Source organism: Bradyrhizobium sp. (assembly GCF_035570375.1).
GTDB lineage: Bacteria > Pseudomonadota > Alphaproteobacteria > Rhizobiales > Xanthobacteraceae > Bradyrhizobium.
Map to the genome: position 1 here is coordinate 13,138 of NZ_DATMLW010000047.1, position 20,763 is coordinate 33,900.

Genomic DNA, 20,763 nt, shown 5'->3' on the forward strand with positions numbered 1-20,763 from the left:
GCGAAGCATCGAATCCGGAATCTCGGGATTCCGGGCTCGTCGCTGCGCGACGCCCCGGAATGACAATCGCTGGAATTGAAGGTCACTTCCCGCCCTCCCGCTGCTTCATGCGTGGGTCGAGCGCGTCGCGCGCGGCGTCGCCGATCAGGTTGACGGAAAGAATCGCGATCGACAGCAACAACCCGGGCCAGAAGATCAGCGACGGCTTGATCTGGAAATAGGCGCGACCCTCGGCCATGATATTGCCCCAGGTCGGGGTTTCCGGGCTGATGCCGGCACCGAGGAATGACAGGATCGCTTCGGTGAGGATCGCAGAGGCGCAAACGTAAGTGCCTTGCACGATCAGCGGCGCAATGGTGTTTGGCATCAGATGCCGCCACATGATCTTGGGCAGCGATGAGCCGACCGAGATCGCGGCTTCCACGTAGGGCTCCTCGCGCGCCGAGAGCACCACCGATCGCACCAGGCGCGCCACGCGTGGAATTTCCGGAATGGTGATGGCGACCAGCACCGTCATCAGGCTGGCGCCCGAAAGCGAGACCACGGCGATCGCGAGCAGGATGCTCGGGATCGCCATCAGCCCGTCCATCACGCGCATCATGATCGCGTCGACCCATCTGAAGAAGCCCGAGACGAGGCCGATCACGAGGCCGATGCCGATGCTGAACACGGCCGCGCCGAGGCCGATCAGGAGCGAAATCCGCCCGCCATAGAGAATTCGCGACAACAGATCGCGGCCGTAGCCGTCGGTGCCAAGCAGGAACTGCGTGCTCGCCGGTTTCAGGCGCAGGCTGGGGGCAAGCTGCAAAGGGTCGTGCGGCGAAAGCCAAGGGGCAAGGACGGCGGAAGCGATGACGAGCGCAAGGCAGATCGTGGCCGCGGCGATGATCGGCGTTGCCGTCAAAAACCCCAGAGACGGCCGCAGCGGTGTCGTGATCGGGATCGAGGGTTCTGGGAGGGTTTCGACTGCCATCGCGGCCCCTCGCGTCTAGTATCGGATTCGGGGATCGAGCAGCGTATAGGCGACATCGATCAAGAGATTGACGGCGACATAGATGCCCGAAGTCAAAAGGATCATCGCCTGGATCACGGGATAGTCGCGCGCGAGCACCGCGTCCACGGTGAGACGGCCGACGCCCGGCAGGTTGAACACGCTTTCGGTGACGACGACCCCCGAGATCAGAAGCGCAAAGCCGGTCCCGATCACGGTGATCACGGGCACGGCGGCGTTGCGAAGCCCATGGCGTAGCAGCACGCTGGTTTCCCCGATGCCCTTGGCGCGCGCGGTGCGTACGTAATCTTCACCCAGCACGTCGAGCATTGCGGCGCGGGTCATGCGCGCGATCAGCGCGACATAGATGAAGGAGAGCGTGCAGGTCGGCAGGATGAGACGTTCGAGAAACGGGCCGAAGCCAGCCGTGATGCTGCGAAACCCCTGCACTGGCAGCCAGCGCAGGTCGATGGCAAAGATCTGGATCAAGACGTAACCGATCACGAACACCGGAACGGAGAAGCCGACCACCGACAATCCCATCACGAAACGGTCGATCCAGCTGCCGTGTTTCCAGGCCGCGATCACGCCCAACGGCACGGCGATCAGGATGGAAAGGATGATGGTCGAGATCGCGATCGAGATCGAAGGCTCGACCCGCTGGCCGATCATCTTCAATACCGGCACGTTGGAGATCAGGGATACGCCGAGATCGCCGTGCAGCAGCTTGCCGATCCAGGTGAAGAACTGAGTGTAAAGCGGTTCGTTGAGTCCCAGCGAGATGCGGATGCGTTCGAGCTGTTCGGGCGTAGCGTTGTCGCCGGCGAGGATCGCGGCGGGATCACCCGGCGTCACGCGCAACAACAGGAACACGAACAGCGCGACCACGCCCATCACGGGGATGGCGGCCAGCACGCGGCGGAAGAGGTATCCGAGCATCAGCGATCCTATTTGCATCGTCGTTGCGAGCGCAAGCTGCCTGTGTGTCATGGCCGGGCTTGACCCGGCCATCCACGTCTTTGTCTCCCGAAAAGCAAGTAAGACGTGGATGCGCGGGTCAAGCCCGCGCATGACGATAATAGTATGCAAAGACGCACGCGCCCGACGAAGGCAACGAGCCTCGTCAATGAAGCGAGCGATTTTCGCCGATCGACATCGCGCAGATGCGCGACAGGTGCACGTAAGGCAGTCCCGTTTCGGCCGCCCAGGCGTTGAACTGCGACTGCACCTTGGCGAGATCGCCCTTCGATTTGACTTCCTCCGCAATATCGAGACCGGCGTCGCGCAGGCACGCCACCATGTCCTGTGACGTCACAAACCCGTCCCAGCCGACGAAGCGCAGGAACATCTGCCCGGAATTGCCGCCGAGCCGGCTGCCGCGCTTGGTGAGCAGGTCGAGCAGTCCGATCTGGTCGGAAGAGGGCCATTTCGCCAAAAATTGTCCGAAGCTGCCGTGCTCCCTGGCGATCTCCTGCACGAACGCGGCGTTTTCCCTGACCGAGGTAATCTTGGCACCGTTGCGCACGATACGTGCGTCGGACAAGAGCCCATCCCAGAAATCATCCGGCTGGAAAACGAGCTTTGAAGGCTTGAACCCCAAAAAGGCCTTCTCGAATCCAGGCCACTTGTTCTCGATCACGCTCCAGGCAAAGCCGGCCGAGAATACGCGCCGGGTCATCTCCGCAAGAATGCGGTCGTCGGGAAATTTTGCGAGTGCCTTCGGGTCGGGCTTTGGCGGTAGAAGCTTTTGCAGCGCCTTGGGTCCGCCCTTGCGTTTTTCGGCCCGGGCCAAAATGGTCTTGAAGGGAATTGTGCGGGCGATGGTTTGAGCCTTGGCCATGGGAAGAGGTCACTCCAGGGTGGCGAGCAGGCCCGCCATCAGGCGGCCGCGCTCGGCAAGGCTGTCGACCTCGATGTGTTCGTTGAGCGTATGCGCATCCGCGCCACGCACCCCGAGCCCATCGAGGGTCGGGATACCCATCGCGCCGGTAAAATTGCCGTCCGAGCCGCCGCCCGCGCTGCCATGCGGAAGTTCCACGCCCATCGCCTCGGCGACACGGCGCGCCTTGTCGTAGAGCGCCATGGTGCCCGCATCCGCCTCCCAGACCGGCCGGGTAACGCCGCGCGCGACTTTAAACGCCACGCCGTTTGTGGTGCCCGAGAGCGCCAGCATGCGCTCGACGCCGCGGTCGAGATCGGCCTGGCGCTTGGCCATGCTCAGCGCTTCGCCGGTGCAGGTGGTGGCGACGCAATTGACCCATTGGCCGCCATGCACGATCCCGACGCTGAAGGTGCAGTCTTCCGTGGTCATGCCATCGATGATGAGAATCTGGCGCGCCATTTCCCGAATCGCCGAACGTCCCGAGGAAAGCGTGGCGCCCGCATGGCTCGGCTTGCCGATCGCTTCGAGATTGAACCGCGCAATCGCGTAACGACCGGTGACGACGCCGTTGTTCGGCCGGCCAGGCTCCGGCACCAGCACATATTTGTTGCGCGCAGCTTCCGCCTCGATGATGTCGCGGGTCGACGGCGTGCCGACCTCCTCATCCGGCGTGAACAGGACGGTGATTGGCAGCGCCGTCGTGAAGGAGGCGCGCGCCAACTGCCGGATCGCCTCGAGTGCAAGATAATTGCCGCCCTTCATGTCGAAGATACCGGGACCAAAGCACCTGTTGCCCTCGCGCCGCCATCTGAGCTTCTCAATCGTGCCGATGGGGTGAACGGTGTCGAGATGGCCGGCGATAAGGATGCCGGGCTCGCCCTGTTTCGGATGCGGAAATCTGGCGCGGACGCAGCCGGCAAAGCCCCGACGCCCGGCAATGCGTTCGATCGAGGCACCCATGATCGCCATTTCGCGCGCGGCGAGATCGAGCATCGCCTCCACCGCATCCGCGTCCCAGGTCGGGCTTTCGCATTCGACCCAGCTTCGCAGCCCCTGCAACATGGCCTCGGAATCAAAGGGAAGGTTGGCTGGATTCATGGCGGGCGGCTCTCGGATGCGAACGGAAACCGCATACGAGAAGGAGGCGATCCATTTGTAAAGTGAAATAGGCGCGAGAGGCGCGAGCGAATTCACCCGCTCCAGCAAGCTCGTTGCAAGAACCCGATTGACGCCCCTCCCGGCCGGTGTAAATCTAAAAATATTAGTGGAGTTACAGCGCGTTACGCCGCCCAAATAACAAGCCGCATGCACAACGGATGACCTGCCTTTGACCGCTTTCACGTCAGGAGAGAAAAGAATGTTGCAGATCTTGCGTCGGAAACGCCCCGCGATGGCGACGATGATCGCGCTGGCGGCGCTGTCGGGGGCGTTGGCTGCGAGCGAGCCGGCCGATGCCACGACCATCACCGCTGTGATGCATTCCGACCTTCGCGTGATCGATCCCGGTTTTACCACCGCCTATATCACCCGCGATCACGGCTACATGGTCTATGACACGCTGCTCGCGGAAGACGCCAACTTCAGGATCCAGCCGCAGATGGCGGACTGGAAAGTCTCTGACGACAAGCTCACCTACACCTTCACGCTTCGCGACGGGTTGAAATGGCATGACGGCACGCCGGTGACGGCGGAGGATTGCGTGGCCTCGCTCAGGCGCTGGGGCCGCAACGACGGCATGGGTCAGAAGCTGATGGACTTCACCGCCAGCATCGAGCCCACCGACGCCAAAACCATCACGCTGAAACTGAAAGAACCCTATGGGCTGGTCTTGGAATCGATCGGCAAGCCGTCCTCGCTGGTGCCGTTCATGATGCCCAAACGTCTGGCCGAGACGCCGCCCGGAGCGCAGATCAAGGAGCAGATCGGATCGGGTCCGTTCAAATTCGTCGCCTCCGAATTCCAGCCCGGGGTGAAGGCGGTCTATGTCAAGAACCCGGACTACGTGCCTCGCAAGGAGCCGCCGAGCTGGACCTCGGGCGGCAAGCTGGTGAAGGTCGATCGCGTCGAATGGATCACGATGGCGGATGCGCAGACCGCAGTGAACGCGCTGCAGTCCGGCGACATCGACTTCATGGAGAATCCGCCGTTCGACCTGCTTGCAGTGCTCGCGGCCGACAAGGAGATCAAGGTCGACACGTTGAACAAGCTCGGCTTCCAGACGCTCGGCCGGATGAACTTTCTCTATCCGCCCTTCGACAACGTCAAGGTGCGCCGCGCCGCCTTCCTGGCCATGAACCAGAAGGACGTGCTCGATGCGATGGTCGGCAATCCCGACTATTACCGGGTCTGCGGCGCGGTGTTCGTTTGCGGCACGCCGCTGGCTTCCGATGTCGGTTCGGAAACCCTGGTCAAGGCCAATGGCGTGGCGGAAGCCAGGAAGCTGCTTGCCGAATCCGGCTACGATGGCACGCCGATCGTGTTGATGGCGCCCGGCGACGTCGTGACGCTGAAGGCACAGCCGATCGTCGCGGCCCAATTGCTGCGCGCGGCCGGCTTCAAGGTCGACGTGCAGGCGACCGACTGGCAGACGGTCGTGACCCGCCGCGCCAGCCAGAAGCCGCCGAAGGAGGGCGGCTGGAACATATTTTTTACCAACTGGGTCGGCGCCGACGTCATGAATCCCGTCGTCAATCTCTCGATCAACGGCAAGGGCAAGAATGGCGGCTGGTTCGGCTGGCCGGATGATCCGAAGATGGAAGCGTTGCGGGATGCGTTCGCGCGCACCTCTTCGCCGGAGGAACAGAAAAAACTCGCCGATGAAATCCAGAAGGAAAATTACGACCAGGTGATCTATATCCCGCTCGGCCAGTTTCTCATCCCGAGCGCCTGGCGCAAATCGCTCTCGGGCGTGCTCGACGGCCCGGCGACGCCGATCTTCTGGAACATCGACAAGTCGGAGTGAAGGGAGCGGCCAGGCGCGGGCGGACGCCGGCCTCGGCCTGATGACATCAGGTTGAGTCGCATGGGACCTCATGGTTCGAGACGCCGCGGGAAGAGCGCGGCTCCTCACCATGAGGATCCAAACGTAAGGCCACGACTCACGTCCTCATCTCGAGGGGGCGCGTAAGCGCCGTCTTGAGGGATGACCCAAAGAAGTTACCCCCGCAGCGGCAGCGGCTGGTCGCCGAGCATCGACTTGACCACGACCTCCCGCGCCTTCGCCGGATCGAGCGCGTGGCGCGCGATCAGGTCGGAGCACTCGGAAATGATCTGGTCTGCGTCCTGCATGATCTTCAGTTCCTTGTAGCGATCGTGCCGCCCAAGCCCCATGCTCGCGCCGACGAGTTCGAGCAGGTTGACGATACGGAACGGCCAGTCGCGCTCATGGGCGCAGAGCTCGCGATGGTCGGAGTGATAGACCGTCACCAGCGCATCGATGTTCGCCTCGCGCGCCGCCTCCAATTCCGCAAGCTGAAGCTCGCGCTTGAACGCGGGCAACACGCCGAGATTGACACTCTGCAAGCCGACGGCCGGCTGGTTCAGATCGACGAGCGCGATGCCGGGAATGGCACGCAGGATTTTCTCAGCCGCTTCCATCACGCCGGCGACGCCACTATGGCGGTGCAGGGCGATCCGCATAGCGACGCGCTCGCGCAATAGCGGGGTCAGTTGCTCGATCCGTCCGTCAAGAAATCGCAGGAACGGCGTCATCTCGAACGGCCGCGCCCCGCGCTGGCGCTCGATCGCGGGCAGCGTGGTTTCCGTGAACTGGACGTAGCAGCTCGGGCACCACGAGATCACCTGGCCCGATTTCGAATGTGACAGCTTGTCGACGCTGCTGGTGCCCATGCGGCCGGACATTTCGATATCGCTGGCGCGAAGCTGCAGAATGCCGCAGCAATGGCTCGGTCCGCCCATCACCTGGTAGGATATGCCGAGCGCATCCATGATATCGAGCGCGAGCAGCGCGATATGCGGCGTCTTGAGCACATTGCAGCCGGTGTAGAACACGAAATCCGGCACCTCGGATGGCGTCGCGACCGATGCCGATTTCTGACCGAGCCGATCGAGCACCTCGTCGTCGAGCTGCAGGCGTGAGAGCACCGTCACGTCGCGGCCGAGATCGCGGTATTTCTCTACGCCCGCGCGCCGCCGCTCCGGCAACTCGTGCTCGGCCTTTACCGCAGCCGCCCGCGCCATCGCGAGCAGAAAGCGCGGATTGACGCCTTCGTCGCATGCCTTGATGCATTCGCCGCTGAGCATGCAGGACTGCGCCCATTTGCGCGAGACGTCCGGCCCTTTGCCATTTCGAACAATGTCGATGATGCCGGTGATGATGTCCTGTGCCGCCGTCTCCGCAATCCCGGCCGGCCTTACGCTCGGGCAGGCCTCGACGCATTTGCCGCAACGCGTGCAGGCGTCGAGCATTTCCTCGACGCGCGTTTGCAGCGCGGTTTCGAAGGAGATGTCGTTCGGCTTCATTGTTCAGCACTCCGGCCGGTGCGGGCGACCGGCCACCGCACACAAACCTAGCCGACGCTTTCGAGCGTGCAAACGAAATTGCCAGCTTGGCGCGAGGCAACCGCCGAGGACGACGAAATCCGAAAAGATTGCACGAGCGGCCTCAACAATCGGCCCTTGACATTAAGTAAGCTATGGCTTACCGTTAGTCATGGCTTACGGAACTGCCCTTGCAGTATTGGCGGACCCGACGCGGCGAAAAGTGTTCGAGCGCCTGCGTTACGGGCCGCGCGCGGTGAATGCGATCGCTTCCGGATTGCCTGTGTCGCGGCCGGCCGTGTCGCAGCATCTCAAAGTGCTCAAAGGCGCAGGCCTCGTCGAGGAGCGCACCGAAGGCGTGCGGCGGATCTACTCATTGCGGCGCGAGGGTCTGATGGAATTGCGCGAATGGCTGGACAGCTTCTGGAGTGACGCGCTCGAGGCGTTCAAGCTCGAGGCCGAACGATCCCACAAGGCAAAGGGGAGCAGGTGAATGAACGAGGTGGTCACAATTGCGCCCGTGCGCAAAACCGTATCCGTGAAGGCGCCGATCGGACATGCCTTCGAGGTTTTCACCAGCGGGCTCACGCGCTGGTGGCCGCACGATCACGGCGTTGGCAAGAAGCCGATTCAGAAAGTTTTGATGGAGCCGCGCCTTGGCGGGCGCTGGCTCGAGATTGCTGAAGACGGCACCGAGACCAGCGCCGCAACCATCATTGTGTGGGACCCGCCGCATCGCTTTGTGATGCTCTGGCAGGTGAACGCGCAATGGAAGCCGGACCTTTCGATGAAATCGGAAGTCGACGTGCGCTTCACCGCAGAGGGAGCGGAGGCCACGCGCGTCGAACTCGTCCACCACAGGTTCGAGACCATGGGCGCGGAAGCCGGCGCTTCGATGCGAAAGGATGTCGACGGCGGCTGGCCGGGCCTGATCGAACGGTTCGTCCGCGAAGCCGAGCGCAGCTGGAAATAACGGAAATTGCAGCAACAACCAGTGAGGAGGTCGTGATGTCTGATTTCATCGTCCATGCCATTCCCGGAAGTCCATTCTCGCGCTCGGTGATGGCGGCTTTGGAAGAGAAGGGCGCTTCCTGGCGGCTTGCGCCGGTGGCCCCGGGGACGATGCGATCGCCGGAACATCTTGCCCGACACCCGTTCGGCCGCGTGCCGGTGCTCGAGCATGGCGACTTTTGGCTCTACGAGACGCAAGCCGTCCTGCGTTATCTCGACCGGATCCTGCCGACGCCAGCGCTGTCGCCTTCAGACGCGAGGCGGCTGGCGCGAATGGACCAGGTGATGAACATCAACGACTGGTATCTTTTCCACGGCGTCGGCAATGTCATCGTTTTCCACCGCGTCGTCGGACCCCGCGTGATGGGCTTGCCGGCCGACGAGAAGGCGATCGAAGCCGCTATGCCGAAGGCGCGTGTCGTATTCTCCGAACTTTCGCGGCTTCTCGGCGAGCAGGCCTTTTTCACCGGAGACTCGTTATCGCTCGCCGATCTCCTGGTGGCGCCCGGCGTATCCTTCTTCACCCTGACGCCCGAATGGAAGGAGCTTGGCGTGCCGCATCCAAATCTTCTCGCCTGGCTCAAGCGAATGGAAGCCCGGCCAAGCATGCAGGCGACCACCTGGGAGCGCGTCTCGGAGCTGGCGAAGGCGGCGTGAGAGGGGCGTCGACGCGTGGGTGTGTCCGTCCCATGCAATGCCAAATTTACCAGTGTGGTGGATTTGACATTCGCTTCAGTATCGCTGGGAAATATTTGCTAGTGTCCCTTTGGCTCTGACATTCGTAAACGAACCATCCGCGATAGCTGCACGCGCGGCGCAGCCGCGCGGAAGCGAGGCGCGTTGACGGTTGCCGACCCGGCGGCATGGTCTCCCGGTCAACCGGCCGCTGTTGCCGACGCGAGGACTCGAAGGAGAGTTGAGACGGAGCCCAACCGATCCGCTAAACTGCGACCATGACCGAAGACACTGACAATGTTCCGTTTGACCCCGCGCTGGGAGCTGTCGAACCGCACGCTCAATTGCTGATCGCACCGCCTGCGGGGCAAATTCTCTACAAGATCATGACAATCGAGAACCTGCTCCGGTCGGCGAGTGGTCGGTATCTCTACTTCAACCGGGTCGATGGCTACAAGGACTTCCCGAATGCCGACCCGCACGATGGCGAGCAGTTGCAGCAGGATCGCGCCGCCAATGCGACAATGCGGTTTGAAAAGGCACCAGACTTTTCCGTGGCGGACTATTACGACCGTTCTCGACACCGGACTTATGCGTGCTGCTTTTCGCTGGAGAACTCCGACCACATATGGGGTGAGTACGCGAACGGGAGCGCGCGTGGAAAGGTAGGCGTCGCTTTCGACTTCGCGAAGTTGCGCGCCATCGTCAACGAGACCGTGAAGACTGGCAACGGACTCGAATATCAAGGGGTCCGTTGCAAGCAGATCTTTTCCGTGAACTACGGAATTGTGGAGTACATGTCGTGGGCTGCGGCGCGAGGAAATATTGAGCGAATGGCCAACCCGATCCGCTACACTTACATCAAGGACGATAACTATGCCAAAGAGCATGAAATGCGCATCTCGCTTTCGGCTCTCGGTATAGGGCGCTACGTCTTGGCGGACGGGACGGAAATGGAATTTCCTCCCGGCCTCCAGCTCGGCTTTGATTTTCAACGAGCCATTGCAGATGCCACGATCACAGAGATTTTTCCGGGTCCCGGCTGCGACCTCGATTTCCTCCGCAGTGAACTCGGCAAGCTTGGTGTTGAGGCGGCGGACAGGGGCGGTGCAGACGGCGCGGCTTAGAGCTCGGGCCCTGCTGATCTACTAGAGATTTGCGATTGGCGTTAGGTGGCTGGTGATCATCGGGCTTTTTATTTTCGACCAGCGGCGGCTAACTCTTTCCAAATGCCCAAGACGAGCAAGGTATGGATGACCCACATAACAATACCAGTATTTGCTTGGCTCGCCTTTAGAAGGCCGTGTGCAAGCTCGTTGCGGATATTGAGGCCGCGGTGGTCGGCATAGAGAGCCAGAAAATAGAGGGTTAGATCGGGACCAAGTGCCTCCGTTATCTCTTTAGAGTACAGGATATCGCCCATGTTGATCGCGACACTAACGCCGGGGATGGTCGGATGCGCTTTCGTCGTAGGCTTGTCGAGATCGCCGACAATTTTCCGCAGGGCATGTTCAACTTGCGGAACGAGCACATGGAGCGCTTTAACCTGATCGCCATCGGTCCACGCAGTAACGCCCTCGATGAGAAGCGTAAGCTCATCGAACAATTGGTGCCGGTTTGCCCATGCAACGATATGTTCGGGCGTAAAGGTATGTTTTTCGAAGGCGCGAACGAAAGCATTGTGGAGCCAAACGGCTGAAAGCCCGAAATCCGTGCTCGCCTGATTGACGAGCCGGCCGAATGGATCATCTTCAGCTGGGCCAATCCGTGCGGAAACGCGGTTGTCAGCCAATATGCTGTTTCCGATGCTGGCCATCAACGGCGCTGCCTTCGTAAGTTGTTCAATTTGCTCTTCAACTTCGTTGCGCCGAGGCAGCAATTGCGTGGCAATACTAACGAAGGTAGTTCCGAGGTCATCGGTAACGACTTGCTCCAGAAAGGAGTCTATGTCCTCTTTGGGTATGCGAGTCTTTGTCGTGATCGACGTCATCTCGCGGCGAGCTTCGGCAATCTTGTCCTGCATGAGGATGCGAATGCGCTCAGCTTCGTCCTTAAGCCCGGCCCTGCGATAGGCATCGAGACTCTCTTGCAGGAAAACTGATGCCAACATCGCCTTTCCGAGGCCAGCATGATGCTCCGTAGTCTTTGCAATGGTTAGGTAGAGTCGTTGGACATCAGCAGCGTTGCCGCTGCGCGTAAAGAGTTTAATCAGATGGCCTGCAGCGTTTTTCGCTGTATGAACGTCAAAGGTCTGCGCGTTTCCGATATCGGCAGCACGCGCTAGCACGGCTTCCAAATCTTTGGTCAGTTCATCTCGCTCTTTGTCGGTTAAAGCACCGCGTCGCGCGCTCAGAAACTGGTATGCCATCCACCACAGCTTCATCTCATTCGCGAAGCTTGCCCTGTGAAGGGCCATGATATGATCTCGCGCCTTGTCAATTCGCGCTTCGTCGCTCAGGCTCGTTGCAAGATCGAACGAGTTGAATGCGTATTGGAAACGGTAGATTGGCTCTGAGATGTATTCTTCAATAGCAGCAGCTAGGTATGCGTCGGCTGCTAGTTGAGCCATCTTGTAATCCCCTCGCTTGCCGGTCTTGAGGGGGCCGATGTCCCATACGATATCGGCGTAGCGTGCGCGCAGGACGGGATGCTTCGCTAAAATTGCGCGATCGGCCCAATGGTCGATGATTTCCGAATCAACCTGTTCGATATCCGGCGTATAAAAAGGGCTGCCATCCTGCATGACGCCCGACGCTAAGGGGCCAAAATGCGTTCCCCAGACGCCTTTGCCCGGCGTTCTCATAAGCGTGAAAGCCACGCACTCGCACCACGCGCCTTTGTTTTCGGCGGGACTCGGGTCAACGAGCTTTGCGCGCGCACTGTTCAATGCAGTGCTGACATCCATTTCTGAAAATGGCTCGACGCTCTTTTCGAACTGCTCAATCACCGACGTTATGGGCGATGGGATGGTGAGAGTATCGCTCATTTTTCACTCGGATGATTGGTGCGGGCGGCCGGGGTCGAACCGGCACAGCTCTTTCGAGCCGAGGGATTTTCTTACCAGCTACGGCTTTCGCCGCCTCGCCTGGGCGCGTTCGCGCTTTTGGCTCGTTTGTGGTCTGGACTATACCTTCACCGTAGCGCGTTCGCGCTTTAGGTGCTGCTCGTCTAGTCTCTACACCTTCGCGCCAGCCGTTCAGCTGGAGCGCTTGGCTCGGGATTGCCTGTTACCGGTTTCCCCGAATTTGGGCAGTTCTGCACCTTCGGTTTCCCGGAGGGCACTCAACCTGCTTAAGTCCCTTGCGTCTACCAATTTCGCCACGCCCGCATGCTTGATCCCCATAGCTTTTTCGCAGGCGGCACTCAAATGTTTTCCAGATCTTCCTTACCTGTTTTCGGAAGGCCAACCCTGTTCACGCCCGTCCGGCAGCCGGGCGAAGGCCGTGTCGCATCCGACCTCGCTTCTTGCGGGCCTTTAACCATCAAACGACATCGGACTGGGACGCCTGGAGGCGTGCGACCCAATCGCGATCTAGCTCTTGGCCGGCCAGTGTCGCTCGCGGAACCAGGTGCGATAGTCCGACGCCATCTTGGCGCGCTGCGCCTGCGGCGCATGGCGCCGGCACGTGGATGCCTCCTGGCTGTTCTCCGGGGCGGCCCACCTCAGCTCCGCGCAGTCGTTCGGATTGTAGGCCATCTCGTAGTCCACAGCCCGATCGAGCACCTCCTTGAGCGACAGCGTCCAGGGCGAGCCGTCGCTTCGCGTGTAGGTTATCTTTCGCGAGGCGAGTTCAGAGGCAAGCACCGCCTGCAACTCGCTTTTGACGGCTTCGACGCTCTTGTTGTTCGGCATGGCATAATGCGCCGCCCGCCGTACGACGCGATCGGGATACCCGCGCACGACGTCGATGGCGATCAGCAGACGGAAGTCGCGCGCCGGGGTGGAGTAATCCTCCCAGGGTCCTGATGTCTCGAAGATCGAGGGGCCATTGGGCATGCCGATCTCGGCCGGCTGCTTCTCCTGATATTTTCTTCCGTTTTCGACCGAAGTGACACGCGTCTTCACTTGCTCGTGCAGGCTGGCGATGGCGTCGGTCATCGCCTTCACGGGATCCACCGGCTCGGGCGACATGACGTCATCCATGCGATCGTAAAACTCCTCGGCATTGATCTTCGACTGATCGATCGAAAAATCGGCGTATTGCGGATTGTTCGTGATCTCGGCGTTGGTCAGCCGCCGCAGCGAACCGTTCTTGTCGCGCACGACCGGGCGAAAGTGCTTGAAACCGGGGGTGCCGAGCGCCGGATCGTGCACGAACAGGAAATTGCCGCGCCAGAAGCGCTTGCGTGTGATCGACCCGTCGGGCTCGGCGTCGACGGCGAGGAAGACGCCCGGCTTGCCGTCCACCTCCGGCACGCGATGCACAAGCATCAAGACGTGGCCGTAGGGGTCGGCATAGATCGTGCCCGGGCGCAGCGATTCCTGCGTCAGCGCCACCGTGTAGAAATCGGTGTTGTCGTCGCCGGCGGAAACGCGCACCGCGCCGGTATGCACGACGTCGCCGACGTCTTTGAGATATTCACCGAAATTCGTCGGCCGCTTTGGCTTCGGTTTCAACGGAGCCAGTGGGTCCAGGGCTGGTGCTGCCGCGTCGGCCGACTGGGTCCGGCCGAACAGGTTCAGAATGCTCGGCGGCTGCGCAGGCGGTGTGGCGACCGCAAGCGTCGCGGCGGCGACTTCCTGTTCCGGCGGCGGCGGCGGACGCGTCTGCTCCGGGTGCTCCATGTCGAACCACTGGTAGCACTTCGGCGCGGTGCCGCCGATGCCGCGTGAGCAATTGGAGTAGCCGAAGGGCAGCCCCATCTTGTAGGCAAAATAGGCGCGCAGGAAGTAGCCGAAATCGGCGCAGTCGGGGCGAAGGCCAGACTTCACATTGTCCTCTCCGCGGCCCAGATAGTTGAACAGGAAATTGCGCGACTGGTCGCGCAGGACTTCATGCCAGGCTTTCCAGTTCAGATCCTGATCCGCCGGCGCGTCGAACAGCTTGGCGATCCATGCCGAGAACAGGGTTTCGGTTGCATGATTCCAGCCGTTGCGCACCTGCCAGAAGGCTCCGGACGGGATCGGCACGGGGTCCGGCTTGCGCGCGCTCACGGAGATCTCGCGCTTGATCGTGCTGCAATCCGCCGGCATGCGGTCGAGCGCCAGCGTGGCCTGCCATGTCCCCGCAGCCGGAGCGGCAACCTCGGCGAACCAGAAATACGGCGCGCCGCCATGCCGCTCGGATGATTTGGCCGCGACGCTTCCGTCGGGCGCGACCAGCGACATCGCACCCTCGAGCGGCCTCTCGGCAATGATCATGACGCGGAGCGGCGCCCCCTTCCAGGGAGCGGCCGGCGAGGGCAAGACCTGGACATCGGCTGTCTCGCACAAACCCGAAGCCGCTTTCGCCGGCGAGTTTATGGTTGCGAACATGAAGGCAGCTGTTGCTGCAGCAGCAAACCGGCTGGCGAGACGCATTTTGACAACCTTTCTGCAGAAAGCAGGAACTGCCCTCGGCCCTGCCGATCCGATGTGTGAGTGGCGAGGCTCACGACTCCCCACACGACCGCCTCCACGCTCCATCGCGCTGTCCCCGTCGAGGTCACTTGCCGTTCTGGCCGGCTCCGCTGGAGCGGCCGGCATGCCGAACAACAGAGACACGATCGTCAGGCGATGTGACGAAAAATCGGCGCGGGCGCGACTTTCTCACAATTTGTTGCCGCGCCGCTACGAAGAGGTCAGTAGCACTGACCAAATCGGGCAATCGGTATCGGGCGCACGTTCCAGATCGACTTTCGATCGGTTTCGGCGCGCAGCTGTCCCTCAGAACCGGGTCCCGTCACACGTCGGCTTTTGGCACAGGATCAAACACTTAGTGCATTTTTTGACCATATGGAATGAGCAAGGCTGCAGGCTTGATCGGTGCGTGCGCCGCACGAGCCAAGGCCTCAATCCGGACATCTGCGCCTGCTTTACGAAAAGCTCAGTGTTGTCGATTTACTTAGGCGTTTGATGAGCGCTTCGATTTTTGGCCACTCCCACGTTCTGCCACGCGCGCTTGCGATCGCAACCTTGCTCGCGCTTGGCCTGGGCTTGGGCGGCTGCACCAGCATGAACGATGAAATGACCTCGGCCTTCGCTGACCCCGCGAAATATGCGCTTTACGATTGCAAGCAACTGGAAGCCGAACGCAAGAAGCTCGCCGGGCGCTCGGCGGAATTGCAAGGCCTGATGGAAAAGGCACAGACGGGCGTCGGCGGGCCCGTTGTTGCCGAGATGGCCTATGGCAATGATTACCTTCTGGTGCGCGGTCAGGCCAAAAATGCGGAGGAGGCCTGGCGACAGAGCAAATGCCGTGAAACGCCGGTGGCAGTGCCTGCGGTCAATGACAAGTCGGGACGCCCGGTGATGCGGTCGGGCAATGCCGTGTATTGAGCACGTGGCCGCCTGCTTTCACGCGCGCCAGTCATAAATCCAGTTTTGTCGCGCCAGCATGCGCCTGGGACCCATCGCCTTGATGACGAAGTCGCGGGCAAAGGCGAGCGGGTTGGCGAGGTGGTAGATGCGTCCTGCCTGCCGTGCGGCGCGCTGAACGCGGGCCACACGCACCCGGCGCAGGCGTTCATAGCGTTTCAATGCGAGGGGAACTGTCAGTCCGGGCTCGCTCTGGGTCTCTCCCAGACAGCCGGCAAGCACAGCGGCATCCTCGATCGCCATTCCCGCGCCTTGCGCGGCGAATGGCAGCATGGCGTGGGCGGCATCTCCCACCAGCGTCACCGCGCCTTCGGTCCAATCGCCGCCTTCGGGGAGGGTGAACAGCGCCCATTTCCGCCATACGTCAACTGCGCCGATCAGCATTCGCGGCATGGCATGCCATCCTGCGGAAATGAACGCGCCTTTGACTTCGTTGGGTTCGCCCGGCTCGCTCCAGCCCGGACGGTTCCAGGTGCCGGGAACCGCGGCGACGACATTGATCTGGCGCGCGCCAGAAATCGGGTAGGCAACCAGATGCGCGTCTGGTCCCATCCAGAGTTGCACCCGGCGCGAGGTAAATTCGCGCGGCAGCTGGGTCGCATCGAGCGTACCGCGCCAGGCGATGAGGCCGGAGAAAAGGGGCCGGGCTTGCGGAAACAGATGATGGCGAACCGTCGACCAGATTCCGTCGGCACCGACCAGTGCGACCGCGAGTTCCTCCTGGCGCGCCGTGCCACGGCGCTGCACGATGGTCAGGCCCTTGGCATGGATGCTGACATCCTCGAACTGGCAGCCGAGGCGCAAGTCGATAGTGGGCGTATTCCTCACCTCGGTGAGCAGCGCCGCCTGCAAATCGGCACGATGGACGACCCAATAGGGCGCCTCGGGGCGAAGGGTCGCCGCATCGCCAAGGAGAATGCGAGAAATTTCGCGGCCGCTGCGCCCGCTCATGAGGCTGATGGCGTCGGGCGTGACCACGCGGGATGCAAGCCTGCCTTGCAGGCCGAGGTCGATCAGCACGTGGCTCGCATTGGGCGAGAGCTGCAGGCCGGCGCCGGCTTCTTCCAGGTGGTCGGCTTTTTCCAGAATGACGACCCGAAAGCCCTTCCGCGCCAGCGCGAGCGCCGCCGTCAACCCTCCGATTCCGGCGCCTGCGACGATGATCGCGCGCGAAGCCACCGCCCGGTCAGGCGACCTTGTCAACCAGCACGCATTCCGGCGGCCGCGCTTCCCCGGCTTTCAGGTCGGCGGCGTAGCGATAAAGCGTCGAGCAGTAGGGGCAAATGATCTCGTTGTCGTTGCCGAGATCGAGGAAAACATGCGGGTGGTCGAAGGGCGGATTGGCGCCCACGCACATGAACTCATGCGAGCCGATCTCAATAACGGGAACACCGGCATCGTTATGGAAATGCGGGACGATATGATCGGACATCGAATTCACCTTTGGAACGCGACAAAAGCGGACGAAACCGGCACGGCGCCGCACCGCCGACATACAACCCGACCATACTGGCGGATGCTGATGATTCCTAGTGGAGTGAATACATCCGAAGGAAGCCCCGGCCGCTGTTGTGCTCCATGCAAATTCGACACAATCTTGTCGTCCCGGAGAAGCCCTTCTTTCGTCGGGGCCGTTGTGTCTTAAAACGGGCACGCTTATTTCATGACCAGCAGATTTTCGGGATTTCTGATGAAACGGGCACAGATCATCTGGATGACGGCGATGATGGCGGTAAGTGGTGCTGCGTTGGCCGTAGCATCGCCGCGCGCGCATAACGCCCTTGCGCTTTTGGCAGCCCAGGATGATCCGGCTGGGCTGTCGGACATCCGACTCGATTCTGCCCTGCGGAATAACCGCAACATCATCAGCGACCAGATCGAGGCGGCGCTGAAGGACCATGACGCGGGACTCGCCGAAAGCTTCGTCGATCTTGCCAGGGAAAAAGGCATCTCCCTTCCGGACGATTTATCGCAGCGGGTGAGCGATGCGGTTGCGGAACAAAGCACCTCGTCCCATTTCGCAAGGCGTTTTGCCTCCGGCCTTGTGACCGGGAATGCCGACGACGTCGCGAGTCTCTCCGGCACGGTCGCCGGCGATCTTTTCGTCTTCGGCGATATCCGCGACATCGTGCGCGAGGGCAAGCACCTCATCATGGGCGAGGATACCGATCATCTGGTGCTGGGCCTTGCCACCGCGGGCCTTGCGGTGACAGCGGCAACCTATGTCACCGTCGGCGGCGCCGGCCCGGTGCGCGCCGGTCTGACGCTCGTCAAGGATGCTCGCAAGGTCGGTCGTCTCGGGGAAGGATTGACCGAATGGGCCGGCCGTTCGGCGCGCGAGATGGTGGATGCGCCGATGCTGCAAAATGCCGTCGCAACGGGCTCGGTGATGCGGCCGGGGCAAACCGCAAGCGCGATCAGGGCCGCGTTCCACGCCGAAAAGGCCGGTGCGCTGGTGCGACTTGCCAAGGACGTCGGACGGGTCGGCGAAAGGGCCGGCACACGTGGCGCGCTCGACACGTTGAGAATCGCCGAGGGCCCGCAGGATGTGGCGCGCGCCGCGCGGCTGGCGGAGAGCAAGGGTGGTCAGACCCGCGCGATTCTGAAGCTGCTCGGTCGCAGCGGATTGTGGCTTGCGGCGGGAGCATTCAACCTGTCGCTCTGGGTGTTCGGCGCTTTGTTCGCGTTGTTCGGCTTTCTTTCCTCCGTCAAGGCAACCACGGAGCGCATGGCCCAGTCGTGGCTCGATCGCAAAAAGGCGCAGCGGTTGCGAAGGCAGCTCGCGGCCGCCGCGCCTGCGATGGTCAGTGCGCCCGTAAGCGGCTAGCTTTACTTCTCACAAAGTGCGGAATGACCGATGCCGAGTTTTCATCACGGCGCTGTTGAAATTGCCTATCTCGACGAGGGCGAGGGGGATCCGATCCTGCTCGTGCATGGTTTCGCCTCGACCAAGAACGTGAACTGGGTTTATCCGACCTGGGTTTCGGAACTGAAGAAAAGCGGCCGCCGCGTCCTTGCCTTCGACAATCGCGGCCATGGTGAGTCCGCCAAGCTCTACGACCCGGCTGCCTATGAGATCGCCATCATGGCCTCCGATATCACGGCGCTGATGGATCATCTGAACATCGAGCGCGCCGATGTCATGGGCTATTCGCTGGGCTCACGGATGGCGGCGGTGCTTGCACGAAGCCGGCCGGAGCGGTTGCGCTCGGCGATATTCGGCGGCATCGGGATCGGCCTGATCGAGGGCGGCGGCCCCGGCGAGAATGTCGCCCGCGCGCTTGAGGCGGATTCGCTCGACGAGGTGACCGATCCGGTCGGGCGGACATTTCGCGCCTTTGCCGACCAGACCCGATCCGATCACCGCGCGCTTGCGGCGTGCCTGCGCGGTTCGCGCCGCCTGATGAGGAGGGAGGAAGCCGCCGGGATCGCCGTTCCCGTGTTGATCGCGGTCGGCACCGCCGACGAAATCGCGGGCTCGGCGGACGCGCTCGGAAAAATCATTCCCGGCTCGCGGGTGCTCAATATTCCCAACCGCGACCACATGCGCGCCGTGGGTGACAAGGCCTACAAATCAGGCGTGCTGGATTTCCTCGCCCAGCGAAAGTGAATCGCCGCGCAATTCATCGTCGCGGTCAAGCGACGCAGTGTCGCGATCAGGACGACGAAGGTTGCGATCCAGGCCAGCCGTGAGCCGTAGCGATCGTGCGGCCCCGATATGACCCCGCAGACAAAAGCGTTGCCGAGCAGCGCCAGCGACACGGTTGCTGCGAGCAGCGTGAAATCGTCGTGCTTTCGTTGCCCGATCGCGCTTGCGAGCATGCCAAACACCAGCGCGATCGAAATCAGCGCCACCGGAACATGAACCAGATTGATCGGGCCGAAGGTGATGTAGCTGTTCTGCTGATACGCTGCGCGCGCCTGCTTGAGCTGTTTCGGCAGATAATGTTCCAGAATGCCGTGGGTATGGGGAATCGGACGATTCGCGTTTTCACCGGTTGCCACCAGGACGAGCTGATGAGCCGATGCAACAATAGCCGCCTCCGCCTGCCATAACGGATGTTCGACAAGCGAATGAGTGACGATGAAGCCCATCTCGTCGCCCAATCCGGCAAAGCGCCCGAGCCGGTTGAACACGCTGCCTCTGCTCCACAGAAATTCATCGGCTGTTCCCGGAATTCGTCGCGATACGGGCAGAGCTTGAGGCGCTGTTCGCCACAGTGATCCTGCAGATAGCGCGTCACGATGCCATCCTGCAGCATCCTCCCGAAGGCGATCGCATAGCCACCGGGGGTCCACGCCAATTGCCCGGACAGGGCGAAATTGGCCGACAGCAGCATGACCGCACCCGCGGCGGGGGTGAGGGTGCCTTGGGCAAGGCCGGCGATCGAAATCCGCTCGCGCAGAAACGGCCGCACGATCCACCCCGTGCAGCAAAGGCCCAGCAATACGGCCATGGTCGCGCTGTGGGTGGCGGCGGCGAAGGCGGTGAAGGCGAACAGCGCTGCTTTTTCGATTGCGGAAATCCTGTCTGCCTGCAGCACGAGAAGAAACAGCGACAGCACCGACAGACCGGCAAAGATATCGGTCAGCAGCATGCTGGCGAGCCAGGGTAACGCCGTGGTGAGCGTAAGCGCGACGCCCGATCCCAACAGCAGCGCCGGCCTCGCAATGCCGAACACGCGCAGCGTCAATTGCAGGATCCACATCGTCGCCAGCGCCTGGATTCCGAGGTTGATCCAGAAATAGGTGTCCTCGCCGAAATGCAGGTAGAGACCAAAGACGGTGGATCGGCTCGGGACGAGATAGCCTTCATACCAGCGCGCCAGATAGCCACCGGTATCGGACTGCAGGAGTGGATATCCGTCCCAGAGCGCCGGCGCGAGCAACATCAGTGGAATGGCAACCGCAGTTGCCCAGACCAGGATCGGGTCCGAGGCGCGTGCGCGTATGGTCTGTGCGGTAATGCCCTTATTCCCCAGTTTCCACCACCATGCCCCGACCGGCAGGCTCGCGGAAATCCGCCAATAGTCGGATGGCGCGGCTTGATTTCCCGCAGATGGCCGACCACCTCAAGCATCGGGTTCGACTGGCGGGCCCGGCGCGCTGCGAGGAAAAGGCGCCGCTCCAAGGCGTTAGCAGTTGTCCGGGCGTGTGCCGACATTCACCTTGATGTGAGCGCGCGGG

General features: G+C 61.8%; 17 protein-coding genes and 1 pseudogene. 8 read left to right on the top strand and 10 right to left on the bottom strand.

Annotation, left to right across the window (positions count from 1 at the left end):
* Window positions 1–82: 82 nt before the first annotated feature.
* The 4 genes from VNX23_RS05570 to VNX23_RS05585 form a co-directional block, all read right to left on the bottom strand.
* Entirely contained in the window at window positions 83–973 is an 891-nt protein-coding gene (locus tag VNX23_RS05570) for an ABC transporter permease (protein WP_325628186.1), read from the bottom strand.
* Window positions 974–988: 15 nt separating this feature from the next.
* Window positions 989–1,930 (bottom strand): ABC transporter permease, encoded by a 942-nt coding sequence (locus VNX23_RS05575; RefSeq protein ID WP_325628221.1) that lies wholly within the window; start codon window positions 1,928–1,930, stop codon window positions 989–991.
* Between the two features lie 184 nt (window positions 1,931–2,114).
* Window positions 2,115–2,831, bottom strand: a complete 717-nt coding sequence (locus VNX23_RS05580; protein ID WP_325628187.1) for a DNA-3-methyladenine glycosylase I — start codon at window positions 2,829–2,831, stop codon at window positions 2,115–2,117.
* 9 nt (window positions 2,832–2,840) lie between these two features.
* Window positions 2,841–3,971, bottom strand: coding sequence for a M20/M25/M40 family metallo-hydrolase (locus tag VNX23_RS05585; RefSeq protein WP_325628188.1), 1,131 nt, complete (start codon window positions 3,969–3,971; stop codon window positions 2,841–2,843).
* 259 nt (window positions 3,972–4,230) lie between these two features.
* Here VNX23_RS05585 and VNX23_RS05590 point away from each other — a divergent pair, with 259 nt between their 5' ends.
* Complete coding sequence (locus VNX23_RS05590) at window positions 4,231–5,835, top strand: ABC transporter substrate-binding protein (protein ID WP_325628189.1); 1,605 nt, start codon at window positions 4,231–4,233, stop codon at window positions 5,833–5,835.
* A gap of 194 nt (window positions 5,836–6,029) precedes the next feature.
* Here VNX23_RS05590 and VNX23_RS05595 read toward each other — a convergent pair whose 3' ends face one another.
* Window positions 6,030–7,355 carry a (Fe-S)-binding protein gene (locus tag VNX23_RS05595; protein WP_325628190.1) on the bottom strand — a complete coding sequence of 442 codons (1,326 nt, stop codon included), beginning with the start codon at window positions 7,353–7,355 and terminating at the stop codon, window positions 6,030–6,032.
* A 190-nt stretch (window positions 7,356–7,545) separates the two neighbouring features.
* Here VNX23_RS05595 and VNX23_RS05600 point away from each other — a divergent pair, with 190 nt between their 5' ends.
* From VNX23_RS05600 to VNX23_RS05615, 4 genes are all read left to right on the top strand, one after another.
* A complete protein-coding gene (locus tag VNX23_RS05600) occupies window positions 7,546–7,866 on the top strand; it encodes a metalloregulator ArsR/SmtB family transcription factor (protein WP_325628191.1) in 321 nt (106 codons plus the stop codon).
* Window positions 7,867–8,346, top strand: coding sequence for an SRPBCC family protein (locus VNX23_RS05605; protein WP_325628192.1), 480 nt, complete (start codon window positions 7,867–7,869; stop codon window positions 8,344–8,346).
* A 35-nt stretch (window positions 8,347–8,381) separates the two neighbouring features.
* Window positions 8,382–9,041, top strand: a complete 660-nt coding sequence (locus tag VNX23_RS05610; RefSeq protein ID WP_325628193.1) for a glutathione S-transferase family protein — start codon at window positions 8,382–8,384, stop codon at window positions 9,039–9,041.
* Window positions 9,042–9,337: 296 nt separating this feature from the next.
* Entirely contained in the window at window positions 9,338–10,186 is an 849-nt protein-coding gene (locus VNX23_RS05615) for a hypothetical protein (RefSeq protein WP_325628194.1), read from the top strand.
* Between the two features lie 68 nt (window positions 10,187–10,254).
* Here the strand turns inward: VNX23_RS05615 and VNX23_RS05620 are convergent, their stop codons facing one another.
* Both VNX23_RS05620 and VNX23_RS05625 read right to left on the bottom strand, forming a co-directional pair.
* Complete coding sequence (locus tag VNX23_RS05620; RefSeq protein ID WP_325628195.1) at window positions 10,255–12,045, bottom strand: DUF4209 domain-containing protein; 1,791 nt, start codon at window positions 12,043–12,045, stop codon at window positions 10,255–10,257.
* 546 nt (window positions 12,046–12,591) lie between these two features.
* Window positions 12,592–14,580 (bottom strand): hypothetical protein, encoded by a 1,989-nt coding sequence (locus VNX23_RS05625; protein WP_414642948.1) that lies wholly within the window; start codon window positions 14,578–14,580, stop codon window positions 12,592–12,594.
* 534 nt (window positions 14,581–15,114) lie between these two features.
* On the opposite strand from VNX23_RS05625, the gene VNX23_RS05630 reads away from it, so the two are divergent.
* Window positions 15,115–15,537 (top strand): twin-arginine translocation pathway signal, encoded by a 423-nt coding sequence (locus VNX23_RS05630; RefSeq protein ID WP_325628197.1) that lies wholly within the window; start codon window positions 15,115–15,117, stop codon window positions 15,535–15,537.
* An 18-nt stretch (window positions 15,538–15,555) separates the two neighbouring features.
* On the opposite strand, the gene VNX23_RS05635 is transcribed toward VNX23_RS05630, so the two are convergent.
* Both VNX23_RS05635 and VNX23_RS05640 read right to left on the bottom strand, forming a co-directional pair.
* A complete protein-coding gene (locus VNX23_RS05635; protein ID WP_325628222.1) occupies window positions 15,556–16,755 on the bottom strand; it encodes an FAD-dependent monooxygenase in 1,200 nt (399 codons plus the stop codon).
* A 7-nt stretch (window positions 16,756–16,762) separates the two neighbouring features.
* Window positions 16,763–17,008, bottom strand: a complete 246-nt coding sequence (locus tag VNX23_RS05640; protein WP_325628198.1) for a zinc-finger domain-containing protein — start codon at window positions 17,006–17,008, stop codon at window positions 16,763–16,765.
* Window positions 17,009–17,266: 258 nt separating this feature from the next.
* Between VNX23_RS05640 and VNX23_RS05645 the strand changes: the two genes are divergently transcribed.
* Both VNX23_RS05645 and VNX23_RS05650 read left to right on the top strand, forming a co-directional pair.
* Window positions 17,267–18,403: a hypothetical protein gene (locus tag VNX23_RS05645; protein ID WP_325628199.1), complete on the top strand. Its 1,137-nt coding sequence runs from the start codon at window positions 17,267–17,269 to the stop codon at window positions 18,401–18,403.
* 30 nt (window positions 18,404–18,433) lie between these two features.
* Entirely contained in the window at window positions 18,434–19,186 is a 753-nt protein-coding gene (locus tag VNX23_RS05650; protein WP_325628200.1) for an alpha/beta fold hydrolase, read from the top strand.
* Here the strand turns inward: VNX23_RS05650 and VNX23_RS05655 are convergent.
* A pseudogene (locus tag VNX23_RS05655) lies at window positions 19,144–20,558 on the bottom strand (hypothetical protein). The gene VNX23_RS05650 and the pseudogene VNX23_RS05655 overlap by 43 nt on opposite strands.
* Between the last annotated feature and the right edge of the window lie 205 nt (window positions 20,559–20,763).

Excerpts from the sequence above, each read along its gene's own strand:
- VNX23_RS05570 (WP_325628186.1), bottom strand. The coding sequence starts at position 973 with ATGGCAGTCGAAACCCTCCCAGAACCCTCGATCCCGATCACGACACCG.
- VNX23_RS05575 (WP_325628221.1), bottom strand. The coding sequence starts at position 1,930 with ATGCTCGGATACCTCTTCCGCCGCGTGCTGGCCGCCATCCCCGTGATG.
- VNX23_RS05580 (WP_325628187.1), bottom strand. The coding sequence starts at position 2,831 with ATGGCCAAGGCTCAAACCATCGCCCGCACAATTCCCTTCAAGACCATT.
- VNX23_RS05585 (WP_325628188.1), bottom strand. The coding sequence starts at position 3,971 with ATGAATCCAGCCAACCTTCCCTTTGATTCCGAGGCCATGTTGCAGGGG.
- VNX23_RS05590 (WP_325628189.1), top strand. The coding sequence starts at position 4,231 with ATGTTGCAGATCTTGCGTCGGAAACGCCCCGCGATGGCGACGATGATC.
- VNX23_RS05595 (WP_325628190.1), bottom strand. The coding sequence starts at position 7,355 with ATGAAGCCGAACGACATCTCCTTCGAAACCGCGCTGCAAACGCGCGTC.
- VNX23_RS05600 (WP_325628191.1), top strand. The coding sequence starts at position 7,546 with ATGGCTTACGGAACTGCCCTTGCAGTATTGGCGGACCCGACGCGGCGA.
- VNX23_RS05605 (WP_325628192.1), top strand. The coding sequence starts at position 7,867 with ATGAACGAGGTGGTCACAATTGCGCCCGTGCGCAAAACCGTATCCGTG.
- VNX23_RS05610 (WP_325628193.1), top strand. The coding sequence starts at position 8,382 with ATGTCTGATTTCATCGTCCATGCCATTCCCGGAAGTCCATTCTCGCGC.
- VNX23_RS05615 (WP_325628194.1), top strand. The coding sequence starts at position 9,338 with ATGACCGAAGACACTGACAATGTTCCGTTTGACCCCGCGCTGGGAGCT.
- VNX23_RS05620 (WP_325628195.1), bottom strand. The coding sequence starts at position 12,045 with ATGAGCGATACTCTCACCATCCCATCGCCCATAACGTCGGTGATTGAG.
- VNX23_RS05625 (WP_414642948.1), bottom strand. The coding sequence starts at position 14,580 with ATGCGTCTCGCCAGCCGGTTTGCTGCTGCAGCAACAGCTGCCTTCATG.
- VNX23_RS05630 (WP_325628197.1), top strand. The coding sequence starts at position 15,115 with ATGAGCGCTTCGATTTTTGGCCACTCCCACGTTCTGCCACGCGCGCTT.
- VNX23_RS05640 (WP_325628198.1), bottom strand. The coding sequence starts at position 17,008 with ATGTCCGATCATATCGTCCCGCATTTCCATAACGATGCCGGTGTTCCC.
- VNX23_RS05645 (WP_325628199.1), top strand. The coding sequence starts at position 17,267 with ATGAAACGGGCACAGATCATCTGGATGACGGCGATGATGGCGGTAAGT.
- VNX23_RS05650 (WP_325628200.1), top strand. The coding sequence starts at position 18,434 with ATGCCGAGTTTTCATCACGGCGCTGTTGAAATTGCCTATCTCGACGAG.